The following is a 24,052-nucleotide window of genomic DNA, read 5'->3' as shown; positions in this document are numbered from 1 at the left end:
CGATTTGAAAATGGCCCGTATGGCAAAACCGGAGATTTAAGAGATGACGGCTTGGGACGACTGCTATTCAGCGGCTTCGCGCGCCCTCTTGAGCGCTTTGGTCCACCACAACAGGTCCTTGATCGTGGTTTTCGCGGCGTCATTCAAATAGTCATAGTCGGAGAGCTGTTTATCGCCTTTGCTGACAGCCATCATTTCCGGCATGGTAATCGCCACCCCACCGGAAAGCGGCGCCATCTGCAGCTGGCTTGTGACCATACGCACCTGTTCGACAGCGCGAGCACCACCAACACCGCCATAGCCCAGAAACCCAACCGGCTTTCGGCGCCACGCCTGATAGGCATAGTCGAGCGCATTTTTCAAAACGGCGGTCATGCCGTGATTGTATTCGGCGACCGAAAACACAAAACCATCGAATTCGGCCAGCTTCGCTTCCCATTTTTTCGCTGTTTCGTTTTCCGGTGGTTTCGCTGCAATCGGCGCAGTCTCATCGAAAAACGGCATCGGATAATCTCTCAGATCAACGACCTCGAACTCAGCGTCATCATAGGTTTCAGCAATCTCATGAAACCACGCAACAGCCGTGTCTGCGAAACGCTCTGGCCGGGTGCTCCCCACAATGATCGCGATCTTCGGTGTCGACATGTTCACACTCCTTTTCCAGATGATTGCGCCGATAAGAAAGAAACGGCGCGTCTGTACGCCTGCTCAACGCATGGGCCTATCAATACGTTCCGGTCAGGAAAAACCATTCTCCGCCTTACGGACAGCGTCTGCTCAAAAACTTAAGGTCGAGACCACCAGCAGATCGCTCTGCCGGCGGTTCATTGTTCTTTGCCCATTAAGGGGTCGTCACGCCGCCTTCGATTTGTTCTGGCGGTTTTCGATCAGATCGTCGACGACGCCGGGGTCGGCGAGTGTCGATGTGTCACCCAGCGCGCCGAAATCGTCCTCGGCGATCTTGCGCAGGATGCGGCGCATGATCTTGCCGGAACGGGTTTTCGGCAGGCCGGGCGCGAACTGTATCTTGTCCGGTGTGGCAATCGGGCCAATCTCGGCGCGCACCCATTTGATCAGCTCCTGACGCAGCGCATCGTCTGGATCATGCTCGCTCATCAGCGAGACATAGCAGTAAATGCCCTGCCCCTTGACCGGATGCGGATAGCCGACGACGGCAGCCTCTGAGACGAAGTGGTGAGAGACCAGCGCGCTTTCGATTTCCGCCGTGCCCAGACGGTGGCCGGACACATTCAGCACATCATCAACACGACCAGTGATCCAGTAATAGCCGTCCTCATCGCGCCGGCAGCCGTCACCGGTGAAATATTTCCCCTTGTAGGTGGAGAAATAGGTTTGGATGAAGCGATTGTGGTCGCCATAGACCGAACGCGCCTGCCCCGGCCAGCTGTCGGTGATGCAGAGATTGCCGTCGGCGACCCCTTCCAGCACATTGCCCTCATTGTCGACGAGCTGCGGCTGGACCCCGAAAAACGGTTTCGTCGCCGAACCGGGTTTGAGATCGGTGACACCCGGCAGCGGCGTGATCATCATGCCGCCGGTTTCCGTCTGCCACCAGGTATCGACGATCGGGCAGCGTTCCTCGCCGACGACGCGATAATACCATTCCCAGGCTTCCGGGTTGATCGGCTCGCCGACCGAGCCGAGAAGCCGCAGGCTCTCACGCGAGGATTTCTTGACCAGATCGTCGCCCGCGCCCATCAGCGCACGGATCGCCGTCGGGGCGGTGTAGAGAATGTTGACCTTGTGCTTGTCGACCACCTCCCAGAACCGGCCGGAATCCGGGAAGGTGGGCACGCCCTCGAACATCACCGTCGTCGCGCAATTGGCGAGCGGCCCGTAGACGATATAGGAGTGACCGGTGACCCAGCCGACATCGGCTGCACACCAGTAGATCTCGCCCTCCTTGTAGTCGAACACATATTCATGGGTCATCGAGGCCCATACCAGATAACCGCCGGTGGTATGCAGCACGCCCTTGGGCTTGCCGGTGGAACCGGAGGTGTAGAGGATGAACAGCGGATCCTCCGCACGCATCTTCACCGGCGTGCAGTCGCCCTTCACCGTCTTGATTTCCTCGTGATACCAGAGGTCGCGGCCACGCGCCCAGCCGACATGGCCGCCGGTGCGGCGCACCACCAGCACATGATTGACCAGCACATACTGCTTGGCGGCGATGTCGATGGCGAGATCGACATTTTCCTTCAGCTGGATCGGCTTGCCGCCACGCACGCCCTGATCGCAGGTAATGACAAAAGTCGATTCGCAATCGACAATGCGACCGGCCAATGCTTCCGGCGAGAAGCCGGCAAAGACCAGTGAATGAATGGCGCCGATACGCGCGCAGGCCAGCATGGCATAGGCCGCTTCCGGCACCATCGGCATGTAGATCGTCACCCGGTCGCCTTTTTTGACGCCGTGCTTCTTCATCACATTCGCCATCCGGCAAACCTGATCGTATAGCTGGTTATAGGTGATCTTCTTGTCGATATAGGGGTTGTCGCCTTCCCAGATGATCGCGGTCTGTTCCCCGTGGGTCTTCAGATGCCGATCAATGCAGTTGTAGGAGACATTGGTCTGGCCGTCCTCGAACCACTTGATCGAAACCCGGCCTTTGAACGAGGTATTCTTGATCTTGGTATAGGGCTTGAACCAGTCGATCCGCCGGCCGTGCCGGTCCCAGAAGATTTCAGGCTCCTCGACACTTTCCTGGTACCATTTTTCGTATTTGTTTTCGTCGATCAGAGCACGCGTCTTGGCCTGCTTTAAAACCGGATATGTCTTGCCTGACATACTTTCCTCCTCAGAAATTCCTCCGTTTCCTCATTCATACAGGCTCACACGATGTCTTCAATAAGACATTCGTCAATTGTTTTGATGCGATTGCATTTGAAGCGCTAAGGGACTATATGGTCGCGCATGTATTCCCGGAAATTGTGGCAAACACCCACGGACCGCGACACCGGCGCGGACGACAGAAGGACTTTATCCAATGGCACAAAAGCTGCTTATGCCCAAGGCGACAGCCGTATGGCTCGTGGACAACACGGCCTTGTCGTTCGACCAGATTGCCGAGCTCTGCAAACTTCACCCGCTTGAAGTCAAAGCGATTGCCGATGGCGAATCCGCACAAGGCATTAAAGGCCTCGACCCGATTTCGACCGGACAGCTTTCGCGTGAAGAAATTGCACGCGCTGAGGGCAATCCGAACCACAAGCTGAAAATCTCCGAACCCAAGGTTCGCGTACCGGAATCCAAGCGCAAAGGCCCGCGTTACACGCCGGTTTCCAAGCGTCAGGACCGTCCGAACGCTATCCTGTGGCTGGTCAGAAACCACCCGGAACTGAAGGATGCGCAGGTTTCGCGCCTCGTTGGCACCACCAAGTCGACGATCGAGCAGATCCGCGATCGCACCCACTGGAACTCGGCCAATCTGACGCCGATGGATCCGGTCACGCTCGGGCTTTGCAGCCAGATCGACCTTGATCTGGAAGTCGAAAAATCGGCCAAGGATCGTCCGCTTCCCTCTGCGGAAGAACTCGACAATGCCCGTCTGGCCTCGGCAAGCGAAATGGAAAGCCTCGGCGCTTCCATGAGCGACCAGAACGATGACAAGGGAATGTCCGCGGATGAAGTGTTCTCGCGCTTCGCTTCGCTGAAAAACGACGATGACGATGACGAGAACCGCTGATGCGCGGCATGTCTTATCGCTTTGATTCAAGGGGCAGTAAGGCCCCTTTTTCGTGATGTCGGTTCGCGATCACGACCAGGTCCGGCGACATCAGGCCATCTTCCGGTCAAAAGCACTGCGGGCCTGCGAAATTTCCTGTTCATTTTCCAACGCCCAGGCATGCAGGCTGCAATAAAGCGTCTTCAGCGAGGCACCGAGCGGCGTCAGCTGATATTCGACGCCGACCGGCGACGTCGCCAGCACATGCCGGAGGACGAGACCGTTGCGCTCCAGCCGGCGCAGCGTGTCGGTCAACGCCTTCTGACTGACACCTTCCAGCCGTTTCTTGATAGCGTTGAAACGATGCGGCCCGTAGGCAAGCACAGAAAGCGTCATGATCGACCATTTGCCGGAAATCTGATCGAGAATTTCGCGGCTCATGCAACTGGCGTTGAATTGTGGGCATTGTTCGATGCGCTGATCCATGAGTTTCCTTCCCTATACCTAGGCAAAGTATAGTGCCCTATTGACACTAGGTCTACAATTTATACCTATAGCGCCAGTCATTCAAGGACACCAGAAGGAAGTTCAATGTCCAGTCCAGATACACAGGTCCTGTTCAAACCTTTCAAATTGAAGTCTCTAGACCTCAAGAACCGAATCGTCATGGCGCCAATGACGCGCTCTTTTTCACCTGAAGGTGTGCCCGGCGACAATGTTGCCGCCTACTACAAACGCCGCGCGGAAGGTGATGTCGGCCTGATCCTGTCCGAAGGCACGGTCATCAATCGCCCGACATCCAAGAACCTTCCGGCAATCCCCGATTTTCACGGCGACAAGGCGCTCGCCGGTTGGAAGAATGTCATCGATACCGTCCATGCCGCTGGCGGCAAGATGGGTCCGCAGATCTGGCACGTGGCCAACACCATCGCATCCGCTGATTATCCGCCGAACCCGGACGAGACCGAAAGTCCCTCCGGCTTGGTCAAGCCGGGCGAGAAGCGCGGCCGGGCGATGAGTGAGGAAGATATCGCAGATACCATCGCAGCTTTCGCGAAAGCTGCGGCAGATGCCGAACGGCTCGGTTTCGACGTCGTCGAAATCCACGGCGCCCACGGTTATCTGATCGACCAGTTCTTCTGGAAGGGGCTGAACCTGCGCGACGACAGATGGGGCGGCCCGACGATTGCCGAACGCGCCCGTTTCGGCGTCGAGGTCGTGAAGGCCGTGCGCGCTGCCGTTTCGCCTGAAATGCCGGTAATCATGCGCCTCAGCCAGTGGAAGCAGCAGGACTACAATGCCCGCATCGCCACCAATCCGGACGAAATGGCCGAATGGTTGGAGCCGCTTGTGGATGCGGGCGCGGACATGCTGCACTGCTCGCAGCGCCGCTTCTGGGAGCCGGAATTTGCCGATGTTGATGGCGAAAACGGACTTAACTTTGCCGGCTGGGCCAAGAAGATCACTGGTGTTCCGACGATTTCGGTCGGGTCCGTCGGGCTCGACGGTGCGGACTTCCTGAGCTGGTTCGGCGGCGCGGAAGCCGATGCCAAGACGCCCGACCTCGCAAAGCTTATCGGCCGCATGGAACGCGAGGAATTCGACCTCATCGCTGTCGGTCGCGCACTGATCAGCGATCCTGAGTGGGTGAAGAAGGTGAAAGCCGGCGAGACCGACAAGCTCACCGCGTTTTCACGTGAAACACTCGCCGAGCTCTCCTGACATTCTGCGTATTTGATGTTTCAGGGCCGGGCGCGCGCAAAGCCGTCCGGCCTTTCTAACGCCTTACGCCGAATAGTCCCGCTCCCCGAAAATGGCCGATCCGACGCGTACACTGGTGGCGCCGAAGGCGACGGCAATCTCGTAATCGCCGGACATCCCCATGGAAAGTTTCGCAACGTTGTTTTCCTTCGCCAGATCGGAAAGCAGCGCGAAATGCGGGCCGGGATTTTCGCCCGCCGGGGAATACACATCAGCCCTTCGATCTCCAGCCCCAGCTCTTCGCGGCAGAGCGTGAGAAAGGCTTCCGTCTCTCGTGGATCGATGCCCGCCTTCTGCGGCTCGTTGCCGGTATTGACCTGGACATAAAGACGCGGCGCCCTGTCCTGCTTGTTGATTTCCTTCGACAGCGCCCGGGCAATCTTTTCGCGGTCGACGCTTTCGATCACATCAAACAGCTTCACCGCGTCCTCCGCCTTGTTGGACTGCAGCGGACCGATCAGGCGCAGTTCGATATCCGGCGTCTCCTGCTTCAATTCCGGAAACTTCTTCTGCGCTTCCTGAACACGGTTTTCACCGAAAACCCGCTGGCCATCTGCAATCGCCTCACGGATCATATCGGCGTCATGGGTCTTGGAAACGGCAACCAGTGTTACAGTCCCTTCCGCCAGCTCCGCCTCGTGCTCGGCCCCGGCAATCCTTGCCCGCACGTCTTCGAGGTTTTCGGAAACACCCATCGGCCCTGACTCCCTTCAATTCATGTTGCCGCACCATATGGCAAACGCACCACCGCCCGCAACGGGTCCGGCCCTATTCACAAGGGAGCAATTCGGCCTGATTAACTTGACGCTGGGGCGCTTTCGTGATGAAGCTCACCGCCAAAATCCCAAGAAAATGACCGAGTAGCTCGATATGGCCTCTGAACGTTACAATCCGCGCAAAGTCGAACCTGAATGGCAGAAGAAATGGAACGAGGACAATGTCTTCGTGACTGACAATGCTGATCCGCGCGAGACCTATTACGTCCTTGAAATGTTTCCCTATCCTTCCGGGCGCATTCATATAGGCCATGTCCGGAACTATGCCATGGGCGACGTGGTGGCCCGCTACAAGCGGGCCCGGGGCTATAACGTGCTGCATCCGATGGGCTGGGACGCTTTTGGCATGCCGGCGGAAAATGCGGCGATGCAGAACAAGGTTCATCCCAAGGACTGGACCTATGAAAACATCGCCACCATGCGCGATCAGCTGAAATCCATGGGTCTGTCGCTCGACTGGACCCGTGAATTCGCGACCTGCGATGTCGAATATTACCAGCGCCAGCAACATCTGTTCATCGATATGCTGGAAAAGGGCCTCGTCTACCGCAAGCAATCCAAGGTGAACTGGGACCCGGTCGATATGACCGTGCTTGCCAATGAGCAGGTCATCGAAGGCCGTGGCTGGCGTTCGGGCGCGCTGGTCGAACAGCGCGAGCTGACCCAGTGGTTCTTCAAGATCACCGATTTTGCCCAGGACCTGCTTGATGCGCTGGACACGCTGGACGGCTGGCCGGAAAAGGTCCGGCTGATGCAGAAGAACTGGATCGGCCGCTCCGAGGGCATGATGGTGCGCTGGGATATTTGCGAGAGCGCCGGCAAGGCCGGCGAACACGAGGAGCTGACGGTCTACACGACCCGGCCCGACACGATTTTCGGGGCCTCGTTCATGGCGATTTCCGCCGACCACCCGCTGGCAAAAGAAGCGGCCAAGCATGACGAAAAGGTCGCGACCTTCTGTGAGGAAACCCGGCGCGCCGGCACCTCGCTGGCCGCGCTCGAAACCGCAGAAAAAAAGGGCGTCGACACCGGTATCCGTGTGCGTCATCCCTTTGATGAGACCTGGGAACTGCCCGTTTATGTCGCCAATTTCGTGCTGATGGATTATGGCACGGGTGCGATTTTCGGCTGCCCCTCCGGCGACCAGCGCGACCTCGATTTCGCCCGCAAGTACGGCCTGCCAGTGACGCCCGTGGTGATGCCGAAGGACGGCGATGCAGCATCGTTCGAAATCGGCGACGAGGCCTTTACCGACGACGGCGTGATGATCAATTCCCGCTTCCTTGACGGCATGAGCACGACGGAAGCATTTGAAACCATTGCTCTCAAGCTGGAAGCCGATGCCGTGCGCGGAACGCCCCGCGGTGAACGCAAGGTCAATTTCCGCCTGCGCGACTGGGGCATTTCGCGCCAGCGCTACTGGGGTTGCCCGATCCCCGTCATCCATTGCGATGACTGCGGCGTCGTGCCGGTTCCGAAGGAAGATCTGCCGGTTCAGCTGCCTGACGATATTGATTTCGAAAAGCCGGGGAACCCGCTCGACCGCCATGAAAGCTGGCGTCACGTTGCCTGCCCGAATTGCGGCAAAGATGCCCGGCGCGAAACCGACACGATGGACACCTTTGTCGATTCGAGCTGGTACTACACCCGCTTTACCGCACCGCATGAAGACGCGCCGACGGACCCGGCAATTGCCGACCGCTGGCTGCCGGTCGACCAGTATATCGGCGGCATCGAGCATGCGATCCTGCATCTGCTTTACTCTCGCTTCTTCACCCGCGCGATGAAGGCGACCGGCCATGTCAGCCATGACGAGCCGTTCAAGGGCCTGTTCACGCAGGGCATGGTGGTGCATGAGACCTACCGTCTCGGCGGCAGCGGCCAGACCGGCCACTGGGTCTCACCAACGGAAATCACCATCGAAGAGGCCGATGGCGTTCGCAAGGCGGTTCTCACCGAAACCGGCGAGGATGTCGCCATCGGCTCCATCGAAAAGATGTCGAAGTCGAAGAAGAACGTCATCGACCCCGATGATATCCTGGCGACCTACGGTGCCGATACCGCTCGCTTCTTCGTGCTGTCGGACTCGCCGCCGGATCGCGATGTTGTCTGGACCGAATCCGGCGTTCAGGGCACATTCCGTTTCGTGCAGCGCATCTGGCGGTTGATTTCCGAAGCAGCCCCTGCCCTTGCAGATATTGCGCCCGCAGCCGGCAAGAATGGCAAGGCTCTGGAGGTTTCGCGCGCCGCTCACAAGACGCTGAAGGCCGTTGCCGCCGATCTCGACGGGCTTGCGTTCAACAAGGCGATTGCCCGCATTTATGAACTGGTCAACGTGCTGGCCCAGCCGCTTTCGGAGGTCGAAACGGCCGACGCCGAAATGCGTGGCGCGCTGAAACAGGCGAGCCTGTTCCTGACCCATTGTTTTGCGCCAATGATGCCGCATCTCGCCGAGGAATGCTGGCGGGCGCTTGGCGCTGAGGGTATGATCGCCATGGCGGCCTGGCCCGGCTATGATGAGGCCTTGACCGCCGACAATGAAGTAACGCTGCCGGTCCAGATCAACGGCAAGAAGCGGGCCGAACTGACGGTTGCCCGCGATGCCGATCAGGACAGCATCAAACAGGCGGTGCTGGAGCTTGAAGCGGTTGTACGGGCGCTCGACGGCAAGGCGCCGCGCAAGATCATCGTCGTGCCGCAAAGGATCGTGAATGTTGTTGTCTAAACCACGTCTGAGAGCGATCGCGTTTTCCCTGACCGCGCTTGCCGCTGTCGCAACACTCACATCCTGCCAGGTGCGACCGCTTTATGGCGGCGCAGAAGGCACGGCGCTAAACGCGAAGATGCACGAGCTTGCCTTCTCCGTACCGTCAACGCCGGTTGCGCAGAATGTCCGCAATGAGTTGATCTTCCTGACAAGCGGCGGCGCGGGCGAAAGTCTTAGCCCGAAATATGACGTCGATCTTTCGGCCTTCGCTGTGACGTCGGAGCTGTTGGTTGACGATTCGTCCGATACGGCTAGCGCCGGCCGGACAATCGTGACGGCAGATTTCGCACTGCGCCGTCGTGAAGACAACAAGCTGCTGGCCAGCGGCCGCCGGCGCGCCATTGCCCTGCTTGACTTTCCCTCCCAGGAATTTGCACGGCTGAGGGCCATCCGCGATGCCGAGCAGCGTGCGTCGAGGGAGGTTGCCGAGATCATCAACGCCGATCTGGCGATCGCCCTTAACGATGAGCCACCGCTGGAAATGCAGCCGGTGACCGAGTGAAACGCGTTTCCCGGCAATGAAAACCGCATTGCCGGGCTCTTCTCTGAACATTGTTCGGCCGCACTGAGCGGCTGCAATCTTCCGTACCACCGATCGAAACGGCCTGTGCGATGACGGAAATCAAATCCTACAAGTTTGACGAGTTCCTGCGGCAGGGGCTGTCGCGCTACAAGCTGTTCCTGCTTTACGGTCCTGATCGCGGGCTTGTGAGCGAACGGGCCGGGCTAATTGCCAAAGGTACCGGCGTTGCACTCGACGACCCCTTCTCCGTGATGAAGCTGGATGTCGGCGATATCGAAGGCGACGCCGGTCGGATTGTCGATGAAGTGAATTCGATCGGGCTTTTTGGTGGCTCCCGGCTCGTCTGGGTGCGGGCTGGCGGCAATGACAAGGCACTGGCAAGCGCGCTCAACACATTGTCAGAACTGCCACTGGAAGGCGCCTTTCTGATTATTGAGGCCGGGGAGCTGCGCAAAGGCACGGCGATGCGTAAGGCCGCGGAAAATTCTCAACGGATCGCCGCTATTCCCTGCTATGCCGATGACGCAAGAGCACTCAATGCCCTGATTGATCAGACATTGGGCGAGGCCGGACTGAGGCTTACGCCGCCGGCGCGACAGCTTCTTCTCTCCATGATCGGCGGCGACAGGCTCGCCACCCGGAACGAAATCGAAAAGCTCACACTTTACGGCCACGGCCTGGATGTCCTCAATGAAGACGACATTGCCGCAGTCATTGGCGATGCCAGCGCGATTTCGGCTGACGACGCCGTTGATGCCGTACTCTCGGGAGATGTTGCCGCTCTCAGACATGCCATGGCCAAGGTTTCGCAATCCAAAACCCCGATTTTTATGATTTTGAACGGATGCTTGCGGCAGTTTAACCTGCTTGACCAGATGCGCGCCGAAATGGAGAGTAAACGCCAGCCCGTCAGCAATGTGATGCAGACACTCGGTCGACAGATCTTTTTTCGTCGCAAGCCGATTTTCGAAAAGGCACTGACGATATGGGATGGCGCAGCCACCGAGCGGGCCTTACGCATGCTCTCTGAAGCGGTCCTGAATACGCGGCGTCATCCAGCTCTCGAGCAAAGCATCGCTACGCAGACGCTTCTGGCACTGACACTGCGATCAAACCGTCGCGCAGGCACCAACTAGCCGCCCCTTTTTTGGGCTACATTCAAATCTGTTGTGCCAGGAAGTCTGAGGACTTTCTCGACTGAGGTCGTCGAAATTGCGTCGGCATTTAGCTCTGCGTGGTCGACGCCACCAAGGCAAAGCACCTAACGGACGCCCAGGGCGCTACGCCAGATGACTTCGCCACTGCTTAGTCGCAAAACTGGGCGATCCGCTGCGCAAACACATAAGCAACTGTAATTAATTCATAAAATTGTATCGTATCATATTGTATTGATGCAATTTCAGCGGACATTTTGGAGGCGGCGGCAAATATCATCCAGTTGGTCGAGAGAACTATAAGCAATCCGAATCTGTCCGCCATCCACCTTATGATCGATCGTGATCGCAAGACCAAGCCGGTCGGAAAGTGAGCGCTCCAGCTCCAACGTATCGGCATCTTTCTGCCTTGGCTGACGCGACGCCCTGATGCCGCCGCCGTCAATCGCCTTTTGAGCGAGCTTTTCAACTTCGCGTACTGACAGACCCTTTTCAATGACCGTGCGCGCCAATGCGTCAGGATCCGGGGTGGAGATCAATGCACGGGCATGACCGGCCGAGAGAGCGCCTTGCGAAAGCAACTCGAGAACGCTCTCCGGCAACTTCAACAAACGTAGGCTGTTGGCGACATGGCTACGGCTTTTACCGATAATCTCGCCAAGATCATTCTGGGTATAGCCGTGCTCAGCCATCAGTAGCTCATAGCCATTGGCTTCCTCAAGCGGATTGAGATCGGCGCGTTGCACATTTTCAACGATCGCGATCTCAAGCGCTGTACGGTCATCCACATCGCGAATCAGAGCAGGAACTTCAGAGAGACCGGCCAGCTGTGCTGCGCGCCAACGGCGCTCACCAGCGATGATCTCATAGCGTTTATCACCAATCGTGCGCACCACGACCGGCTGCACAATACCGTGCTGACGAACCGAGGCCGCAAGATCACGAAGGTCATCTTCCTCGAAATGACGGCGGGGATTGCGTGGGTTACGCGAGATGAACTCAACGGGAATACGGCGATCCGCCGTCACCGGGGCTGCGGATGTATCGGCCGGTTCTGCCTTTTCGATATCGCCAATCAGCGCCGCTAGACCACGCCCGAGCCGCCGTTTTGAATTCTCTTCGCTCATACTGATTACCCCAACCGTCTAGTTCAGCAATACCCCGCCCATCAAGCGGCTGCCAACGCGCGTTCTCGCTGAATGATTTCAGATGCCAGATGGATATAGGCTTGGCTTCCCTGACATTTCAGGTCGTAAAGAATGACTGGCTTGCCGAAGGATGGCGCCTCCGAGACACGGACATTTCGTGGAATCAACGTCTTGTAGACCTTGGCACCCATATATTCACGAACATCCGACACCACCTGTTGGGCCAGATTATTGCGGGAATCATACATGGTCAGCACCACGCCCTGAATTTCGAGACCCGGGTTGATTGTGCTACGCACCTCGGCGACGGTATCAAGAAGCTGGCTCAGGCCCTCAAGCGCAAAGAACTCGCACTGCAGAGGAACGAGTATAGCCTGCGCCGCGCCCATGGCGTTCATCGTCAGCAGGTTAAAGGATGGTGGGCAATCGCAGAAGATATAGCGATATTTTCCGACATCAGATTGCGACAAGGCATCGCGCAGTTTGAAAACACGGCGCGGATCCGACGCGATTTCGAGCTCGAAACCAAGAAGATCGAGCGTCGAAGGAACGAGGTCCAGATTGGGAACAGCAGTCGGCACAGCCGCTTCCGTGATCGTTTTGTCACCGACGAGAACATCATAAGCAGAGAACTCGCGCTGATCACGTTCGATTCCGAGACCAGTGCTGGCATTGCCCTGCGGATCGAGATCCATAACCAGGACCTTTTCGCCAATTGCCGCAAGTGCGGTTGCCAAATTGATGGCAGTGGTGGTTTTACCAACGCCGCCTTTCTGGTTGGCGATCGTAATGATGCGCGTTTTACGGTTCATTGACTATTCCGCCAGTTTAGAGCCCGAGGACGGCGCAAGATTCGATATTTCCAGTATCACAGAACCGGGGTCGACCTTGCTCTGATGTTTTATCAGATCAAAGTCCCAATGGTCACGCGCTTTGTCGATCTCACGCTGATAATCCCTGCCTTTGTGGAAAAAGGCGGTGAACTCAGGATCGCCGACAAACCACGGTGCGGCATAGTCGAGGAGCAACGGCAACTCGGCTAGAGCCCGTGCCGACATCGCTTTAGCCACCGGAAGAGCGCCAAACGCAGCTTCTGCCCGGATGGCATGGACACCGGCCAACGCCCCGGTCTCACGAATAGCGGTGCGTAGGAACGCGGCCTTCTTGTTATTGCTCTCCACCAGATGGACCCGCCCCGCCCCTTTCTCTGCAAGAAGAATAGCCGTGATCAGCCCGGGAAACCCGCCTCCGCTTCCAATGTCGATCCAGGTCTTCGGCGCCGGGGAAAGCTGAAAGACCTGAGCGCTGTCAGCGACATGACGGTCCCAGAATTGCTGGCGCGTTGATGGCGCTACAAGATTGATTGACTTCGCCCATTTTTCGAAGTGCTGCGCGAAACGCTCGAGGCGAGCCTGTGTTTCACGTGAAACAGTCTGTCCATTCAGCTTCATTGTGTACTCACGCCGCCATTGTCCTGAACGCTCGCAAACGCACCAGCAGTAGCGAAAGCGCTGCCGGAGTCATGCCGTCAACCCGACTTGCCTGCGCAATTGTCGCCGGGCGGGCTTTTGCCAGCTTGCCTTTCAACTCGTTCGAAAGACCAGGCAACGCAGCATAATCAAAATCGTCGGGAATGGCCCTGCCCTCATCCTTGCGAACCTGCGCTATATCGGCCGCCTGCCGATCCAGATAGACAGCATAGGAGGCCTCGATCTCAATTGCATTGCGAACCATGCTTCTGGTCTCGGAGAGCTCCGGCCAGATCCGTGTCATCACCTCAAAGTCATACCCAGGATAGGCGAGGAGGTCATAGGCCGTCCGACGCTGACCATCCTGGTTCAGTTTTAGCCCGTAGGAAATGGCTTCATTCGGCGTCACCGAGCGGGCCTTGAGGCTATCGCGCGCACGGTCCAGTTCCATCTCGTATGCTTCGAAGCGCCTTCGCCTTTCTGAAGAAACGACGCCCAGAGCCAGAGCCAAGGGTGTCAGCCTTTCATCGGCGTTGTCCGCCCGCAGGCTCAGCCGATACTCCGCGCGGGAGGTGAACATTCGATAAGGCTCGGCAACGCCTCGCGAGGTCAGGTCATCCACCATCACTCCGATGTAGGAATCGGTGCGCGAGAAGATGACAGGTTCTTCGTCTCCCGCAACTTTCGCGGCGTTGAGCCCGCCAACAAGCCCCTGAGCGGCCGCCTCTTCATACCCGGTCGTTCCATTGATTTGTCCAGCCAGGAAAAGGCCCGGCATCTTTTTCAGCTCCAGCGACGGCTTCAACTCACGAGGGTCGACGTGATCATATTCAATGGCATAACCAGGCTGCAGGATTTCAACCTTTTCAAGCCCGGGAATAGCCCGAATGAAGGCCTGCTGAACGTCTTCGGGCAAAGAGGTGGAAATCCCGTTTGGATAGACCGTATGGCCATCAAGGCCCTCGGGCTCCAGAAAGATTTGATGACCATCACGATCGCCGAAGCGCATGATCTTGTCTTCGATCGACGGACAATAACGCGGACCAACCCCTTCAATCTGGCCGGAGTACATGGCTGAAAGGCCAATATTCTCACGAATGATCGCATGGACCTCCGGAGTTGTCCGGGTAATGCCGCAATCGATCTGTCGGTTCTGGACACCATCGGTCAAAAACGAAAACGGCACGGCGTCGTCATCAGCGCTTTGCCGATCAAGCGATGTCCAGTCGATCGTGCGCCCATCAAGCCGGGCCGGTGTTCCGGTCTTCAGACGACCAAGCGAGAGACCAAGACGACCAAGCGTCTCAGACAGACCGAGTGACGGTGCCTCACCCACCCGGCCCGCTGGAATCTTGCGCATACCGATATGGATCAGTCCGCGCAAAAAAGTCCCTGTTGTCAAAACGGCAGCGCCACAGCGATACTGCCGCCCATCCTTGGTCGTCACCGCGGATACGCGGCCATCGCTTGTTTCAATATCGAACACATCGCCTTCGATCACATCAAGGTTGTCTATATCTGCGAGCGCATCCTGCATCGCCTGACGGTAAAGCCGGCGATCTGCCTGACTACGCGGTCCGCGGACAGCCGGCCCCTTGCGCCTGTTCAGCATGCGGTACTGGATCGCGGCCGCATCAGCCACCCGGCCCATCAGCCCGTCAAGCGCATCGATTTCGCGCACCAAATGCCCCTTGCCCAATCCACCAATGGCTGGGTTGCAAGACATTACACCTATGGTCTCGCGCTTATGGGTGATCAACGCCGTCCTGGCACCGGCGCGCGCCGCTACAGAGGCTGCCTCGCATCCAGCGTGGCCACCGCCGATAACGACGACATCATAGTGATCGGTCATGAAAACTGCTCCATTCGAGGCTCAACGACCGTGGTCGGAACCCTCGTATCTTGGTAGTGGTTGTGCCGTGTCACCTGCGGTGAGTCAAGATTGTTTCACGTGAAACATCGCTCACTTGCCAACGCAAAACGACGAAAAGATCACGTCCAGTAAATCTTCGACATCCACCCGTCCGGTGATCCGTCCCAGAGCCTCCGCCGACTGTCTGAGCGATTCCGACGGAAGTTCTGGTGAGAGCCCGCGCTCAGTGAGAGCCGCCTCCAGCGCCACCAGTGCCTGCTGCAGGTAGTCCGTCTGACGGGCTCGCACCGGCAGGCTTAACGAAGAACCGGCAACACGATCCGCCAACCGTTCAGATATGGCCGCGATAAGGTCATCCATCCCTGCCCAGCTGTGCGACGACAACACCAAATCAAACGTTGCGGTATCGACTTCGGGAGCAGCAACATCGGATTTTGTGCCAATTTTCAGGCAGTCCAGATCAGAGAATACCTCAGCACTTGATCCTTCCGCGATCTCTGCAAGCGACAGCACCAGATCCGCCGAACCCAGTATTGCACGCGCCCGACGGACGCCTTCGGCTTCAACGACGTCGTCTGTGTCACGCAAACCCGCCGTATCATAAAGCCGAACCGCATAGCCGCCTATATCGAGGTTGACCTCGAGAACATCCCGCGTGGTACCGGCCACATCGGTAACAATCGCAATATCACGCCGAGCCAAGGCATTGAGCAAGCTCGATTTTCCGGCATTAGGCGGGCCAGCAATCACGACCTGATAGCCATCACGAATGATTTCCCCTGTCCGGCTGCCAGTAAGGTGATCACGAATGGCCTCGGCAATCGCCTCCACGCTCAGCCAGATGGTTTCGGACACGGAGCCCGGGATATCCTCTTCGTCAGAAAAATCGAGCTCAGCCTCAATCATTGCCCGTGCATGGGACAGCGCCGTCGCCCAGCCTTCATAGAGCTCCGAAAGCTTACCGCTCGCCTGCTCCATGGCCAGACGGCGCTGCATCTCGGTCTCGGCAACGATGATATCGGATAAGCCCTCGGCCTCGACAAGATCAAGCTTTCCGTTCTCGAATGCGCGTCGTGTGAACTCGCCGGCCTCGGCGTGGCGGGTATTGTCGAAAGACGAAATTCGGTCCAATGCCGCGCGGACAACCGCCCGGCCACCATGAAGATGAAATTCAATGCAATCTTCGCCGGTAAAGGATGCAGGAGCCCGAAAACTCAAAACCAGAGCCTGGTCGAGGGCCGCACCGGTCTCATCCCGCAATGTCAAAAGCTGTGCCTGGCGCGGATCGGGTACTCGGCCCGCAATCGCGGCACAGATCTCATGGGCATCCGCGCCAGAAATGCGGATAACCGCAACACCGGATGGCAGCGCACCACTCGAAAGTGCAAAGATTGTATCGGAAGCTCGCATCATCCGCGTCCGTTACCGAAAAAATTATAGAATATCTTTTATATTCATATAGTTAATAGAAAATCCCGTATCTCGGATCGAACCAGATGGATGATTTTCAAGGTCTAAAAATCCCGATAGGCCTATCGCCAGGCGGCGCTTAATAGTCTCATCCTCAAACACGACCCGACAGTTCTGTTCGGATTGTGTCTGCGGAAGGTAAACGAGGGTCTGGTCGAATTTTCTCCGTGAACACAGAACGTCAGGTGTTCATGGATTCGAAGAAATCGGCATTGCTTTTGGTTTGCTTCAGCTTGTCGATCAGGAACTCGATCCCATCGGTGGTTCCCATCGGCGCGAGGATCCGGCGAAGCACAAAGATCTTCTGAAGATCCTGACGCGGCACCAGAAGGTCTTCCTTGCGGGTTCCGGATTTGAGGATATCCATAGACGGGAAAATCCGCTTGTCGGCGACCTTTCGATCAAGCACGATTTCAGAGTTGCCCGTTCCCTTGAACTCTTCGAAAATAACTTCGTCCATACGGCTTCCGGTGTCGATCAGCGCGGTTGCAATGATCGTCAGCGAACCGCCCTCCTCGATATTACGCGCCGCACCGAAGAAACGCTTGGGGCGCTGCAGCGCATTGGCGTCGACACCACCGGTCAGAACTTTGCCGGAAGACGGTACGACCGTGTTGTAGGCGCGTCCGAGACGTGTGATCGAGTCGAGCAGGATCACAACATCGCGGCCATGTTCAACCAGACGCTTGGCCTTTTCGATCACCATTTCCGCCACCTGAACGTGACGCACGGCAGGCTCATCGAAGGTCGAAGATACGACTTCACCCTTCACTGAACGCTGCATGTCGGTCACTTCCTCGGGACGCTCGTCGATCAGAAGAACGATCAGGAAACATTCCGGATGGTTAGCGGTGATCGAATGGGCGATATTCTGCAGAAGCACCGTTTTACCGGTCCTGGGCGGTGCCACGATCAAACCGCGTTGGCCCTTGCCAAGCGGAGCCACCAGATCGATCACACGTGCGGAAAGATCCTTGGTTGTCGGATTTTCCAGCTCCATGTTGAAGCGTTCGTCCGGATAAAGCGGCGTCAAATTGTCGAAATGGACCTTGTGACGGATCTTTTCCGGGTCATCCGAATTGATCGTATTGACCTTCAGCAGCGCAAAATAGCGCTCGCCTTCCTTCGGTCCACGGATCGGACCTTCGACAGTATCACCCGTCTTCAGCGCGAAACGACGGATCTGAGACGGCGAGATATAGATATCGTCGGGACCGGGCAGGTAATTGGCATTGGCCGAACGCAGGAAGCCGAAGCCATCCTGCAGCACTTCGACAACGCCTTCACCGATGATCTCGACATCCTGTGTCGCCAGCACTTTCAGGATGGCAAACATCAGTTCTTGTTTGCGCATCGTGCTTGCGCCCTCGACCTCGAGCGATTCCGCGAAGGCGAGGAGATCGGTTGGCGTCTTGCTCTTCAGTTCCTGAAGCTTCATTTGAGACATGAAGAAAAACCGTAAATTGTTGTGATGATCGAAAGGCCGGTTGCGCGGGTGGAACAGTGCCAATTCGGATTGGCTCAGGGGATCGGTTCGCACAGCCTTTTTGGATGAGTTGGCAGGAAGATACTGATTTGCCGTTGACGTTACAAGAGCAAATGCGCGTTTTTATCCCGGAAAACGCGCGAAACCATTTATCAAGCGATTAAAACGGCTTAACAATGACCATGATGACTGCAATGATCATCAAAACTGTCGGCACTTCATTGATCATCCGCCAGTGCCGCGCACTCGTGGTCCGCTTGTCGACGGCAAAATCCTTGATCGCCTTGCTGTAATAGCCGTGGACGCCGGACATCAAAAAAACGGCGAGGAGCTTCACATGCAGCCAGCCATCGCTGAGCCAGCCGCCGTCCCAGGCCAGATAAAGGCCAAAAATCCAGGTCAGGATCATGGCCGGGTTCATGATCACCTTCATCAACCGGTGTTCCATGACCTTGAAGGTCTCAGACTTGTCTGAACCCGGCGCGCTATCGGCATGATAGACGAACAGACGCGGCATGTAGAACATCCCGGCCATCCAGGATATCACAGCCATGACGTGAATGGCCGTGGCCCAGAGATAGAAACTGTCACGCTGAAAGATGAACAATCCGAGACAAATGAACAGAAATAAAAGCAGCGCTGTCATCGCCCGGCTTGCCGATTTCTTTCCAGCCGTTGTCCTCGTTTCACCCTGATCGGTCATCATTTCCTCAACATCTATTTGTTTTAATTATATTATTTTTCGCCCCGAACGAGCTTCACCAATGCGGCCACATTCTCGGGATCTGCCTCCGGTGTAATCCCGTGACCGAGATTGAAAATCATCGGTCCATCGGACAAGGTTTTGAGAATGGCTGCAGCCCGGGCCTTCATCATCTCACCTCCAACAACCATTGCGAGTGGATCGAGATTTCCCTGAACCGGGCCTTCGCTCTGCAGCACCTTGGCAACATCGAGAGGGACTGTCCAGTCCAGCCCGATGGCGTTGGCGCCGGTTGCCTGCCGATAGGTCGAAAGATTGGCCCCGGCACCCTTGGCAAAGGCAATGATCTTTGCGCCCGGAACTGCTGTTCGCACCTGGCTGACGATCCTGGCCACTGGTTTCGCAGCAAAATCCGCAAAATCCTCCTCAGAAAGAACACCGGCCCAGCTGTCGAAGATCTGAGCAGCGTCTGCCCCGGCCTGAAGCTGGCGGATCAGGTAATCGGCGGAGAGATCCGCGATAAGATCGAGAAGTTTCAGGAATTCGCGTCTGTGGCGATAGGCAAACAGCCGTGCCGGCGCCTGGTCGCTGGTTCCCTTCCCGGCGATCATATAGGTCGCGACCGTCCACGGGGCCCCGCAGAAGCCCAGCAGCGAGGTTTCATCGGGCAGGCTGGCCCGTATCCGACGCACGGCTTCGATCACGGGATCGAGCGTCTGTGCACCATAGCGGGCTTCCAGACGAGCGATATCGTCAGCGGTGATCGGATCAAGTCTCGGGCCTTCACCCTTTTCAAAGCGAACACCGCATTTCAACGCATCGGGGATGACGAGTATGTCCGAAAACAGGATGGCTGCATCAAATCCATAGCGTCGGATTGGTTGAAGCGTCACTTCAGTCGCAAAATCGGGATTGTAGCAAAGCTTGAGAAAGCCTCCGGCTTTTTCTCTCAAGGCACGATATTCCGGAAGATAGCGACCGGCTTGCCGCATCAGCCAGATCGGTGGCGGGTTGACGGTTTCGCCTTCAAGCACGCGTTCGAGCGTCCGTTTTCCCATATCCCCAGCCCTTCTTAATAATGAATCTTTCTATCTTTGGATTCCTTTTATTTCTTAGAGTCTGTGAGGATCAAGGATTAAAGGTTTTTCCTGAGTGATGAGTCTTTTCCACGGTTTCGGTTGATCGAAGTCGATCCGAAATCGTCATTGATTGATAATTGTGGGGAAGAAAGCCGATTGATTTTTGGATTCAGTTAGTTGCCGGTTGCCGCTTTGACCGCCATGCCTGTGCAAAACTGTTGGATTATCGATGAACGTGCGCAGTTTATCCCCGTTTTCAACAGAGCGGTTTGAACCTTTTCGACAAATGGGCATATGTGGACAAATCACTGGACTACCCACAGGCCAAAAACCGCGTCGTGTAAATATCCCGGTTTATCCAATGTTATGAACAGGAGGCGAAGGACATCGTGGAAAACCGAAAAAACTTCTTTCACCTCCATTTGATCTCTGATTCTACCGGGGAAACATTGATCTCTGCAGGCCGCGCGGTTGCCGCCCAGTTTGGCGGTTATGAGCCGATCGAGCATGTCTATCCGCTGGTGCGCAGCCGCAAACAGGTTCTCGCCGTGCTCAGGGCCATCGATGAAGCGCCCGGCATCGTTCTCTACACCGTCGTCAACGAAGAACTCGGCGCTCTTCTGGATGAGATGTGCCGGGATATGAATGTCCCCTGCGTCAATGTGCTGGATCCGGTTGCCGCCGTGTTCCAGTCCTATCTTGGTACGGCATCGCGGCGCCGCTCAGGCGCGCAGCACAGCCTGGACGAGGACTATTTCGCTCGTATAGAGGCGCTGAATTTCGCCATGGATCATGATGACGGGCAGATGCCAGAGACGTATGACGAGGCGGATGTGGTGATCCTGGGGATTTCCCGCACATCGAAGACCCCGACATCTGTCTATCTCGCCAATCGCGGTGTGAAAGCAGCCAATATACCGATTGTGCCCGGCACCCAGCTGCCTGAAAGCCTGCACAGGGCGGAAAAGCCATTGATCGTCTGCCTGATTGCTTCCACGGGGCGGATTTCTCAGGTCCGTGAATTTCGTGAGTTCGGCAGCGGCGCCGATGAAGGCAAGAGCGAATATACCGACCGTGCGGTGATCGCCGAGGAACTGAAATATGCCCGCAGTCTTGCCGCCCAGAACAACTGGCCGATCATCGATGTCACCCGCCGGTCGATCGAGGAAACCGCGGCTGCCATTCTTGCCCTGAAAAACGAGCTCAAGTAATCACAGGGTTGAAATGCTGTGAGAGGAGAAGCGGTCGATGTCGAATGTTGCGTCAAAAGCCTTGAATATCCCGCTGATCCTAGCGTCCACCAGCCCGTCTCGCCGCGCGCTTCTGACCAATGCCGGGATCGCTTTTTCCAGCATGCGCCCGCATGTAGACGAACGCGCTGTCGAAGCGCCGTTTTTGAAGACGGGAGCAACGCCGGTCTTCCTCGCCGGTCTTCTGTCACGGTCGAAAGCGCTCGATGTATCAATGCGCGCGCGCGGCGCCTTCGTCATCGGCGGCGATCAGGTGATGGCGTTTGAGGGAAAGCCCTATTCGAAACCGGAAAGCCGCGTGCAAGCGCGCGCGCATCTCAAACGCCTGTCCGGTAAGACCCATTACCTGATGAGCGCCTTCGCGATTGCCCGCGATGGTGCCGTCCTGTTTGAAGCCTGCGAGACAGCGGCATTGCATATGCGCGCACTCGATGACGCCGAAATCGATCATTATCTGGCGCTGATATCCGATGACACGCTTTATTCATCTGGCATTTACCAGCTGGAAGGTCCGGGTGTGCGACTTTTCGACAGGATCGACGGCGATTTCTTTACGATACTGGGCATGCCGATGCTTCAGCTTCTGGCCGCCTTACGCAAACTCGGAGCGCTGCATGACTGATTCACGTGAAACCTCGGTGCGGCGCGCCTGTGTCATCGGCCATCCGGTTTCCCAGTCCCGCTCGCCGCTGGTGCATGGCTACTGGCTGAAGAAATACGGGATCTCTGGCGAATATGTCCGTCAGGATGTCCCGTCGGGCGAGATCGCATCCTTCATGGACAAGCTGCGCTCCGGCGAAGCGGGTTTGGTGGGCTGCAATGTTACCATTCCCCACAAGATGGCCGCCTTTGAGCTTGCCGATCACGCCGACGAACATGCCACGCTTCTGGGTGCTGCCAATACGCTGTGGGTCGAAGAAGGCCGCATTCATGCAACCAACACCGATGGCCTCGGCTTCACCGGCAATCTCGACGCCATCCATCCCGGATGGGAATATGTGGAAAAGGCCGTTGTGCTTGGTGCCGGCGGTGGCGCCCGCTCGATTGCGATGGCGCTCAAGCAGCGCGGCATTTCCCACATCCATATCGTCAACCGCACACTGGCGCGTGCATCGGAATTGGCGGCTCGGCTGGGCGACCGCGTCGACGCTCATGATATGGATCGGCTTGCCGATGTGATGTCGGGAGCCGGTCTGTTCGTCAACACCACCTCACTGGGCATGAAGGGCGGTGCTGTTCCGGATTTCGATTTCGGCCTGCTGTCCGAAAACGCGATCGTGGCCGATATCGTCTATGTTCCGCTTGAAACGCCGATCCTGAAACAGGCAAAGTCGCACGGGCTTAAAACCGCTGACGGCCTCGGCATGTTGTTGCATCAGGCGGTTCCCGGCTTTGAGAAATGGTTTGATACCAAGCCCGAGGTCGATGCCGCACTTCGCGATGAGATCATCGCAGACCTTGAGACCAGCGGATGATCATTCTCGGCCTGACCGGATCGATCGGTATGGGAAAATCCACAACGGCGGGGTTTTTCACCGAAGCCGGCATTCCGGTTCAAAATGCCGATGAGGTGGTGCATGCTCTTTACCGCGGAGCCGCCGTGGCACCTGTGGAAAGCGCCTTTCCCGGCGTTGTTGTCGATGGCGTGATTGACCGCTCCCGGTTGAGCAAGGCGCTTGCCGGAAAATCGGAAAATTTCGAAAAACTGGAAGCGATCGTCCATCCTCTGGTGCGCAAAGAGCGCAATCGCTTTCTTGAAAAGGCCCGGGAGGACGGTGCTGATATCGCGGTGCTCGATATTCCGCTGCTGTTTGAAACCGGCGCCGATCACGCGGTCGATTGCGTGCTGGTCGTGACCTGCGATCCCGGGATCCAGCGCGAGCGAGTGCTGTCACGACCCGATATGACAGTGGAAAAGTTCGAAACAGTGCTCAAACGCCAGCTGCCTGATGGCGAAAAACGGGCGCGGGCCGACTATGTTGTCGACACGGGGCACGGATTTGACCAGGCACGGGCGGCGGTCGGTCACATCATTGCCGCGCTTGAAGAAAAAGCGGCGAAACAGGACGGAGAACAGTGATGAAGGTCACGCGCGACATCATTTTCGATACCGAAACAACGGGTATGGACAAAAATGACGACCGGCTGATCGAAATCGGTTGCCTCGAGCTGATCGACCATTTTCCGACAGGCAAGACCTTCCACGTCTATGTCAATCCTGACGGTAAGACCGTTCACCCTGAAGCCTTTCAGGTGCACGGCATTTCCGACGAGTTTCTGAAGGACAAGCCGGTTTTTGCGGATGTCGCCGACGATCTTCTGGCGTTTTTCGACGGCGCCCGCTGGATCGCCCACAATGCAGCTTTCGATATGGGCTTCATCAATGTGGAGCTCGGCCGTCTCGGCAAGCCGCCGATCGATCAGGAAATGGTGGTTGATACGCTTGCGCTTGCGCGGCGCAAACACCCTATGGGCCCCAACAGCCTAGACGCGCTCTGCAAGCGCTATTCCATCGACAATGCCCACCGGACCAAGCACGGGGCGCTGCTCGATGCCGAATTGCTGGCTGAGGTCTATATCGAGATGTCGGGTGGCCGTCAGGCGGCCTTTCGCCTCGTCAATGCAAGCTCGACCGATGAATATGACAGCGACGGAAATCTGCGCAAACTGCCGCCGCTGGTGCGCCCTCGCCCGTTGGCATCGCGTGTGCACGCCGACGAGGTCGAGGCCCATGCGAAGATGATCGCCGATATCGGTGACAAGGCGCTGTGGAACAGCGTTTCGGGCGACTGAGACAATCGTTGAACCGGACGCAGCATCGGGTCTGAAACCAAGGCTTCGCGAATAGCGTCAGCTAAAAAATACCCGGCGCATGCCGGGTATCCTGATTCTGTCGCTGATGGTC

The 24,052-nt window shown here is 57.1% G+C and carries 21 protein-coding genes and 1 pseudogene; 10 read left to right on the top strand and 12 right to left on the bottom strand.

Annotation, left to right across the window (positions count from 1 at the left end; genetic code table 11):
- Positions 1–63: 63 nt before the first annotated feature.
- Together AC0L7L_RS17970 and acs are read right to left on the bottom strand one after the other, a co-directional pair.
- Positions 64–645 carry an NADPH-dependent FMN reductase gene (locus tag AC0L7L_RS17970; RefSeq protein ID WP_473510466.1) on the bottom strand — a complete coding sequence of 194 codons (582 nt, stop codon included), beginning with the start codon at positions 643–645 and terminating at the stop codon, positions 64–66.
- A gap of 207 nt (positions 646–852) precedes the next feature.
- A complete protein-coding gene (gene acs, locus AC0L7L_RS17965) occupies positions 853–2,811 on the bottom strand; it encodes an acetate--CoA ligase (protein WP_473510464.1) in 1,959 nt (652 codons plus the stop codon).
- A gap of 199 nt (positions 2,812–3,010) precedes the next feature.
- Between acs and AC0L7L_RS17960 the strand changes: the two genes are divergently transcribed.
- Positions 3,011–3,709: a DUF1013 domain-containing protein gene (locus AC0L7L_RS17960; protein WP_272213438.1), complete on the top strand. Its 699-nt coding sequence runs from the start codon at positions 3,011–3,013 to the stop codon at positions 3,707–3,709.
- A 90-nt stretch (positions 3,710–3,799) separates the two neighbouring features.
- Here the strand turns inward: AC0L7L_RS17960 and AC0L7L_RS17955 are convergent, their stop codons facing one another.
- Positions 3,800–4,174: a winged helix-turn-helix transcriptional regulator gene (locus AC0L7L_RS17955; RefSeq protein ID WP_272213437.1), complete on the bottom strand. Its 375-nt coding sequence runs from the start codon at positions 4,172–4,174 to the stop codon at positions 3,800–3,802.
- 105 nt (positions 4,175–4,279) lie between these two features.
- On the opposite strand from AC0L7L_RS17955, the gene AC0L7L_RS17950 reads away from it, so the two are divergent.
- Positions 4,280–5,410, top strand: coding sequence for an NADH:flavin oxidoreductase (locus AC0L7L_RS17950; RefSeq protein WP_473510461.1), 1,131 nt, complete (start codon positions 4,280–4,282; stop codon positions 5,408–5,410).
- Positions 5,411–5,473: 63 nt separating this feature from the next.
- Here AC0L7L_RS17950 and AC0L7L_RS17945 read toward each other — a convergent pair.
- Positions 5,474–6,144 (bottom strand): annotated as a pseudogene (locus AC0L7L_RS17945) (YggS family pyridoxal phosphate-dependent enzyme).
- A 175-nt stretch (positions 6,145–6,319) separates the two neighbouring features.
- On the opposite strand from AC0L7L_RS17945, the gene leuS reads away from it, so the two are divergent.
- The 3 genes from leuS to holA all read left to right on the top strand — a co-directional run bounded on the left by leuS (position 6,320) and on the right by holA (position 10,651).
- Positions 6,320–8,950 carry a leucine--tRNA ligase gene (leuS, locus tag AC0L7L_RS17940; protein WP_473510459.1) on the top strand — a complete coding sequence of 877 codons (2,631 nt, stop codon included), beginning with the start codon at positions 6,320–6,322 and terminating at the stop codon, positions 8,948–8,950.
- A complete protein-coding gene (locus tag AC0L7L_RS17935; protein WP_473510457.1) occupies positions 8,937–9,494 on the top strand; it encodes a hypothetical protein in 558 nt (185 codons plus the stop codon). Before leuS ends, AC0L7L_RS17935 begins: the two co-directional genes overlap by 14 nt.
- A gap of 110 nt (positions 9,495–9,604) precedes the next feature.
- Positions 9,605–10,651, top strand: coding sequence for a DNA polymerase III subunit delta (holA, locus tag AC0L7L_RS17930; protein ID WP_473510455.1), 1,047 nt, complete (start codon positions 9,605–9,607; stop codon positions 10,649–10,651).
- 263 nt (positions 10,652–10,914) lie between these two features.
- Here holA and AC0L7L_RS17925 read toward each other — a convergent pair whose 3' ends face one another.
- From AC0L7L_RS17925 to hemE, 8 genes are all read right to left on the bottom strand, one after another.
- On the bottom strand, positions 10,915–11,796 hold the full coding sequence (locus AC0L7L_RS17925) for a ParB/RepB/Spo0J family partition protein (RefSeq protein WP_272213428.1): 882 nt from the start codon (positions 11,794–11,796) through the stop codon (positions 10,915–10,917).
- A 41-nt stretch (positions 11,797–11,837) separates the two neighbouring features.
- Positions 11,838–12,629 (bottom strand): ParA family protein, encoded by a 792-nt coding sequence (locus tag AC0L7L_RS17920; protein WP_272213427.1) that lies wholly within the window; start codon positions 12,627–12,629, stop codon positions 11,838–11,840.
- Positions 12,630–12,632: 3 nt separating this feature from the next.
- Positions 12,633–13,268, bottom strand: a complete 636-nt coding sequence (locus AC0L7L_RS17915; protein ID WP_272213426.1) for a 16S rRNA (guanine(527)-N(7))-methyltransferase RsmG — start codon at positions 13,266–13,268, stop codon at positions 12,633–12,635.
- A gap of 7 nt (positions 13,269–13,275) precedes the next feature.
- The gene (gene mnmG / locus AC0L7L_RS17910; protein WP_473510452.1) at positions 13,276–15,138 is read right to left on the bottom strand and encodes a tRNA uridine-5-carboxymethylaminomethyl(34) synthesis enzyme MnmG; all 1,863 of its coding nucleotides are present in this window, start codon (positions 15,136–15,138) and stop codon (positions 13,276–13,278) included.
- Positions 15,139–15,249: 111 nt separating this feature from the next.
- Positions 15,250–16,569, bottom strand: a complete 1,320-nt coding sequence (mnmE, locus tag AC0L7L_RS17905) for a tRNA uridine-5-carboxymethylaminomethyl(34) synthesis GTPase MnmE (protein WP_473510450.1) — start codon at positions 16,567–16,569, stop codon at positions 15,250–15,252.
- Positions 16,570–16,810: 241 nt separating this feature from the next.
- Positions 16,811–18,076, bottom strand: coding sequence for a transcription termination factor Rho (gene rho, locus AC0L7L_RS17900; protein ID WP_473510448.1), 1,266 nt, complete (start codon positions 18,074–18,076; stop codon positions 16,811–16,813).
- Positions 18,077–18,275: 199 nt separating this feature from the next.
- On the bottom strand, positions 18,276–18,818 hold the full coding sequence (hemJ, locus tag AC0L7L_RS17895; protein ID WP_473510446.1) for a protoporphyrinogen oxidase HemJ: 543 nt from the start codon (positions 18,816–18,818) through the stop codon (positions 18,276–18,278).
- A gap of 32 nt (positions 18,819–18,850) precedes the next feature.
- Complete coding sequence (gene hemE, locus AC0L7L_RS17890) at positions 18,851–19,876, bottom strand: uroporphyrinogen decarboxylase (protein WP_272213425.1); 1,026 nt, start codon at positions 19,874–19,876, stop codon at positions 18,851–18,853.
- A gap of 410 nt (positions 19,877–20,286) precedes the next feature.
- On the opposite strand from hemE, the gene AC0L7L_RS17885 reads away from it, so the two are divergent.
- The 5 genes from AC0L7L_RS17885 to dnaQ are packed head-to-tail and all read left to right on the top strand — an operon-like array spanning position 20,287 to position 23,940.
- A complete protein-coding gene (locus AC0L7L_RS17885) occupies positions 20,287–21,108 on the top strand; it encodes a pyruvate, water dikinase regulatory protein (protein ID WP_272213424.1) in 822 nt (273 codons plus the stop codon).
- A gap of 37 nt (positions 21,109–21,145) precedes the next feature.
- A complete protein-coding gene (locus tag AC0L7L_RS17880; protein WP_473510444.1) occupies positions 21,146–21,769 on the top strand; it encodes a Maf family protein in 624 nt (207 codons plus the stop codon).
- A complete protein-coding gene (locus tag AC0L7L_RS17875; RefSeq protein WP_272213420.1) occupies positions 21,762–22,622 on the top strand; it encodes a shikimate dehydrogenase in 861 nt (286 codons plus the stop codon). The genes AC0L7L_RS17880 and AC0L7L_RS17875 overlap by 8 nt, the downstream gene beginning before the upstream one ends.
- Positions 22,619–23,227: a dephospho-CoA kinase gene (gene coaE, locus AC0L7L_RS17870; protein WP_272213419.1), complete on the top strand. Its 609-nt coding sequence runs from the start codon at positions 22,619–22,621 to the stop codon at positions 23,225–23,227. The genes AC0L7L_RS17875 and coaE overlap by 4 nt, the downstream gene beginning before the upstream one ends.
- Positions 23,227–23,940 carry a DNA polymerase III subunit epsilon gene (gene dnaQ / locus AC0L7L_RS17865; RefSeq protein WP_272213418.1) on the top strand — a complete coding sequence of 238 codons (714 nt, stop codon included), beginning with the start codon at positions 23,227–23,229 and terminating at the stop codon, positions 23,938–23,940. The genes coaE and dnaQ overlap by 1 nt, the downstream gene beginning before the upstream one ends.
- The last annotated feature ends 112 nt before the right edge of the window (positions 23,941–24,052 follow it).

It is taken from the genome of Martelella sp. K41-7, assembly GCF_055808365.1.
The sequence above is the reverse complement of the archived record's forward strand: the minus strand, read 5'-3'. Positions and strand labels throughout refer to the sequence as shown.

What these genes read in the sequence shown, in the direction of transcription:
- AC0L7L_RS17880 (WP_473510444.1), top strand. Translation starts at nt 21,146, where the DNA reads ATGTCGAATGTTGCGTCAAAAGCCTTGAATATCCCGCTGATCCTAGCG.
- rho (WP_473510448.1), bottom strand. Translation starts at nt 18,076, where the DNA reads ATGTCTCAAATGAAGCTTCAGGAACTGAAGAGCAAGACGCCAACCGAT.
- hemJ (WP_473510446.1), bottom strand. Translation starts at nt 18,818, where the DNA reads ATGACCGATCAGGGTGAAACGAGGACAACGGCTGGAAAGAAATCGGCA.
- holA (WP_473510455.1), top strand. Translation starts at nt 9,605, where the DNA reads ATGACGGAAATCAAATCCTACAAGTTTGACGAGTTCCTGCGGCAGGGG.
- hemE (WP_272213425.1), bottom strand. Translation starts at nt 19,876, where the DNA reads ATGGGAAAACGGACGCTCGAACGCGTGCTTGAAGGCGAAACCGTCAAC.
- acs (WP_473510464.1), bottom strand. Translation starts at nt 2,811, where the DNA reads ATGTCAGGCAAGACATATCCGGTTTTAAAGCAGGCCAAGACGCGTGCT.
- AC0L7L_RS17935 (WP_473510457.1), top strand. Translation starts at nt 8,937, where the DNA reads ATGTTGTTGTCTAAACCACGTCTGAGAGCGATCGCGTTTTCCCTGACC.
- AC0L7L_RS17915 (WP_272213426.1), bottom strand. Translation starts at nt 13,268, where the DNA reads ATGAAGCTGAATGGACAGACTGTTTCACGTGAAACACAGGCTCGCCTC.
- AC0L7L_RS17950 (WP_473510461.1), top strand. Translation starts at nt 4,280, where the DNA reads ATGTCCAGTCCAGATACACAGGTCCTGTTCAAACCTTTCAAATTGAAG.
- dnaQ (WP_272213418.1), top strand. Translation starts at nt 23,227, where the DNA reads ATGAAGGTCACGCGCGACATCATTTTCGATACCGAAACAACGGGTATG.
- mnmG (WP_473510452.1), bottom strand. Translation starts at nt 15,138, where the DNA reads ATGACCGATCACTATGATGTCGTCGTTATCGGCGGTGGCCACGCTGGA.
- AC0L7L_RS17960 (WP_272213438.1), top strand. Translation starts at nt 3,011, where the DNA reads ATGGCACAAAAGCTGCTTATGCCCAAGGCGACAGCCGTATGGCTCGTG.
- coaE (WP_272213419.1), top strand. Translation starts at nt 22,619, where the DNA reads ATGATCATTCTCGGCCTGACCGGATCGATCGGTATGGGAAAATCCACA.
- leuS (WP_473510459.1), top strand. Translation starts at nt 6,320, where the DNA reads ATGGCCTCTGAACGTTACAATCCGCGCAAAGTCGAACCTGAATGGCAG.
- mnmE (WP_473510450.1), bottom strand. Translation starts at nt 16,569, where the DNA reads ATGCGAGCTTCCGATACAATCTTTGCACTTTCGAGTGGTGCGCTGCCA.
- AC0L7L_RS17875 (WP_272213420.1), top strand. Translation starts at nt 21,762, where the DNA reads ATGACTGATTCACGTGAAACCTCGGTGCGGCGCGCCTGTGTCATCGGC.
- AC0L7L_RS17970 (WP_473510466.1), bottom strand. Translation starts at nt 645, where the DNA reads ATGTCGACACCGAAGATCGCGATCATTGTGGGGAGCACCCGGCCAGAG.
- AC0L7L_RS17955 (WP_272213437.1), bottom strand. Translation starts at nt 4,174, where the DNA reads ATGGATCAGCGCATCGAACAATGCCCACAATTCAACGCCAGTTGCATG.
- AC0L7L_RS17925 (WP_272213428.1), bottom strand. Translation starts at nt 11,796, where the DNA reads ATGAGCGAAGAGAATTCAAAACGGCGGCTCGGGCGTGGTCTAGCGGCG.
- AC0L7L_RS17920 (WP_272213427.1), bottom strand. Translation starts at nt 12,629, where the DNA reads ATGAACCGTAAAACGCGCATCATTACGATCGCCAACCAGAAAGGCGGC.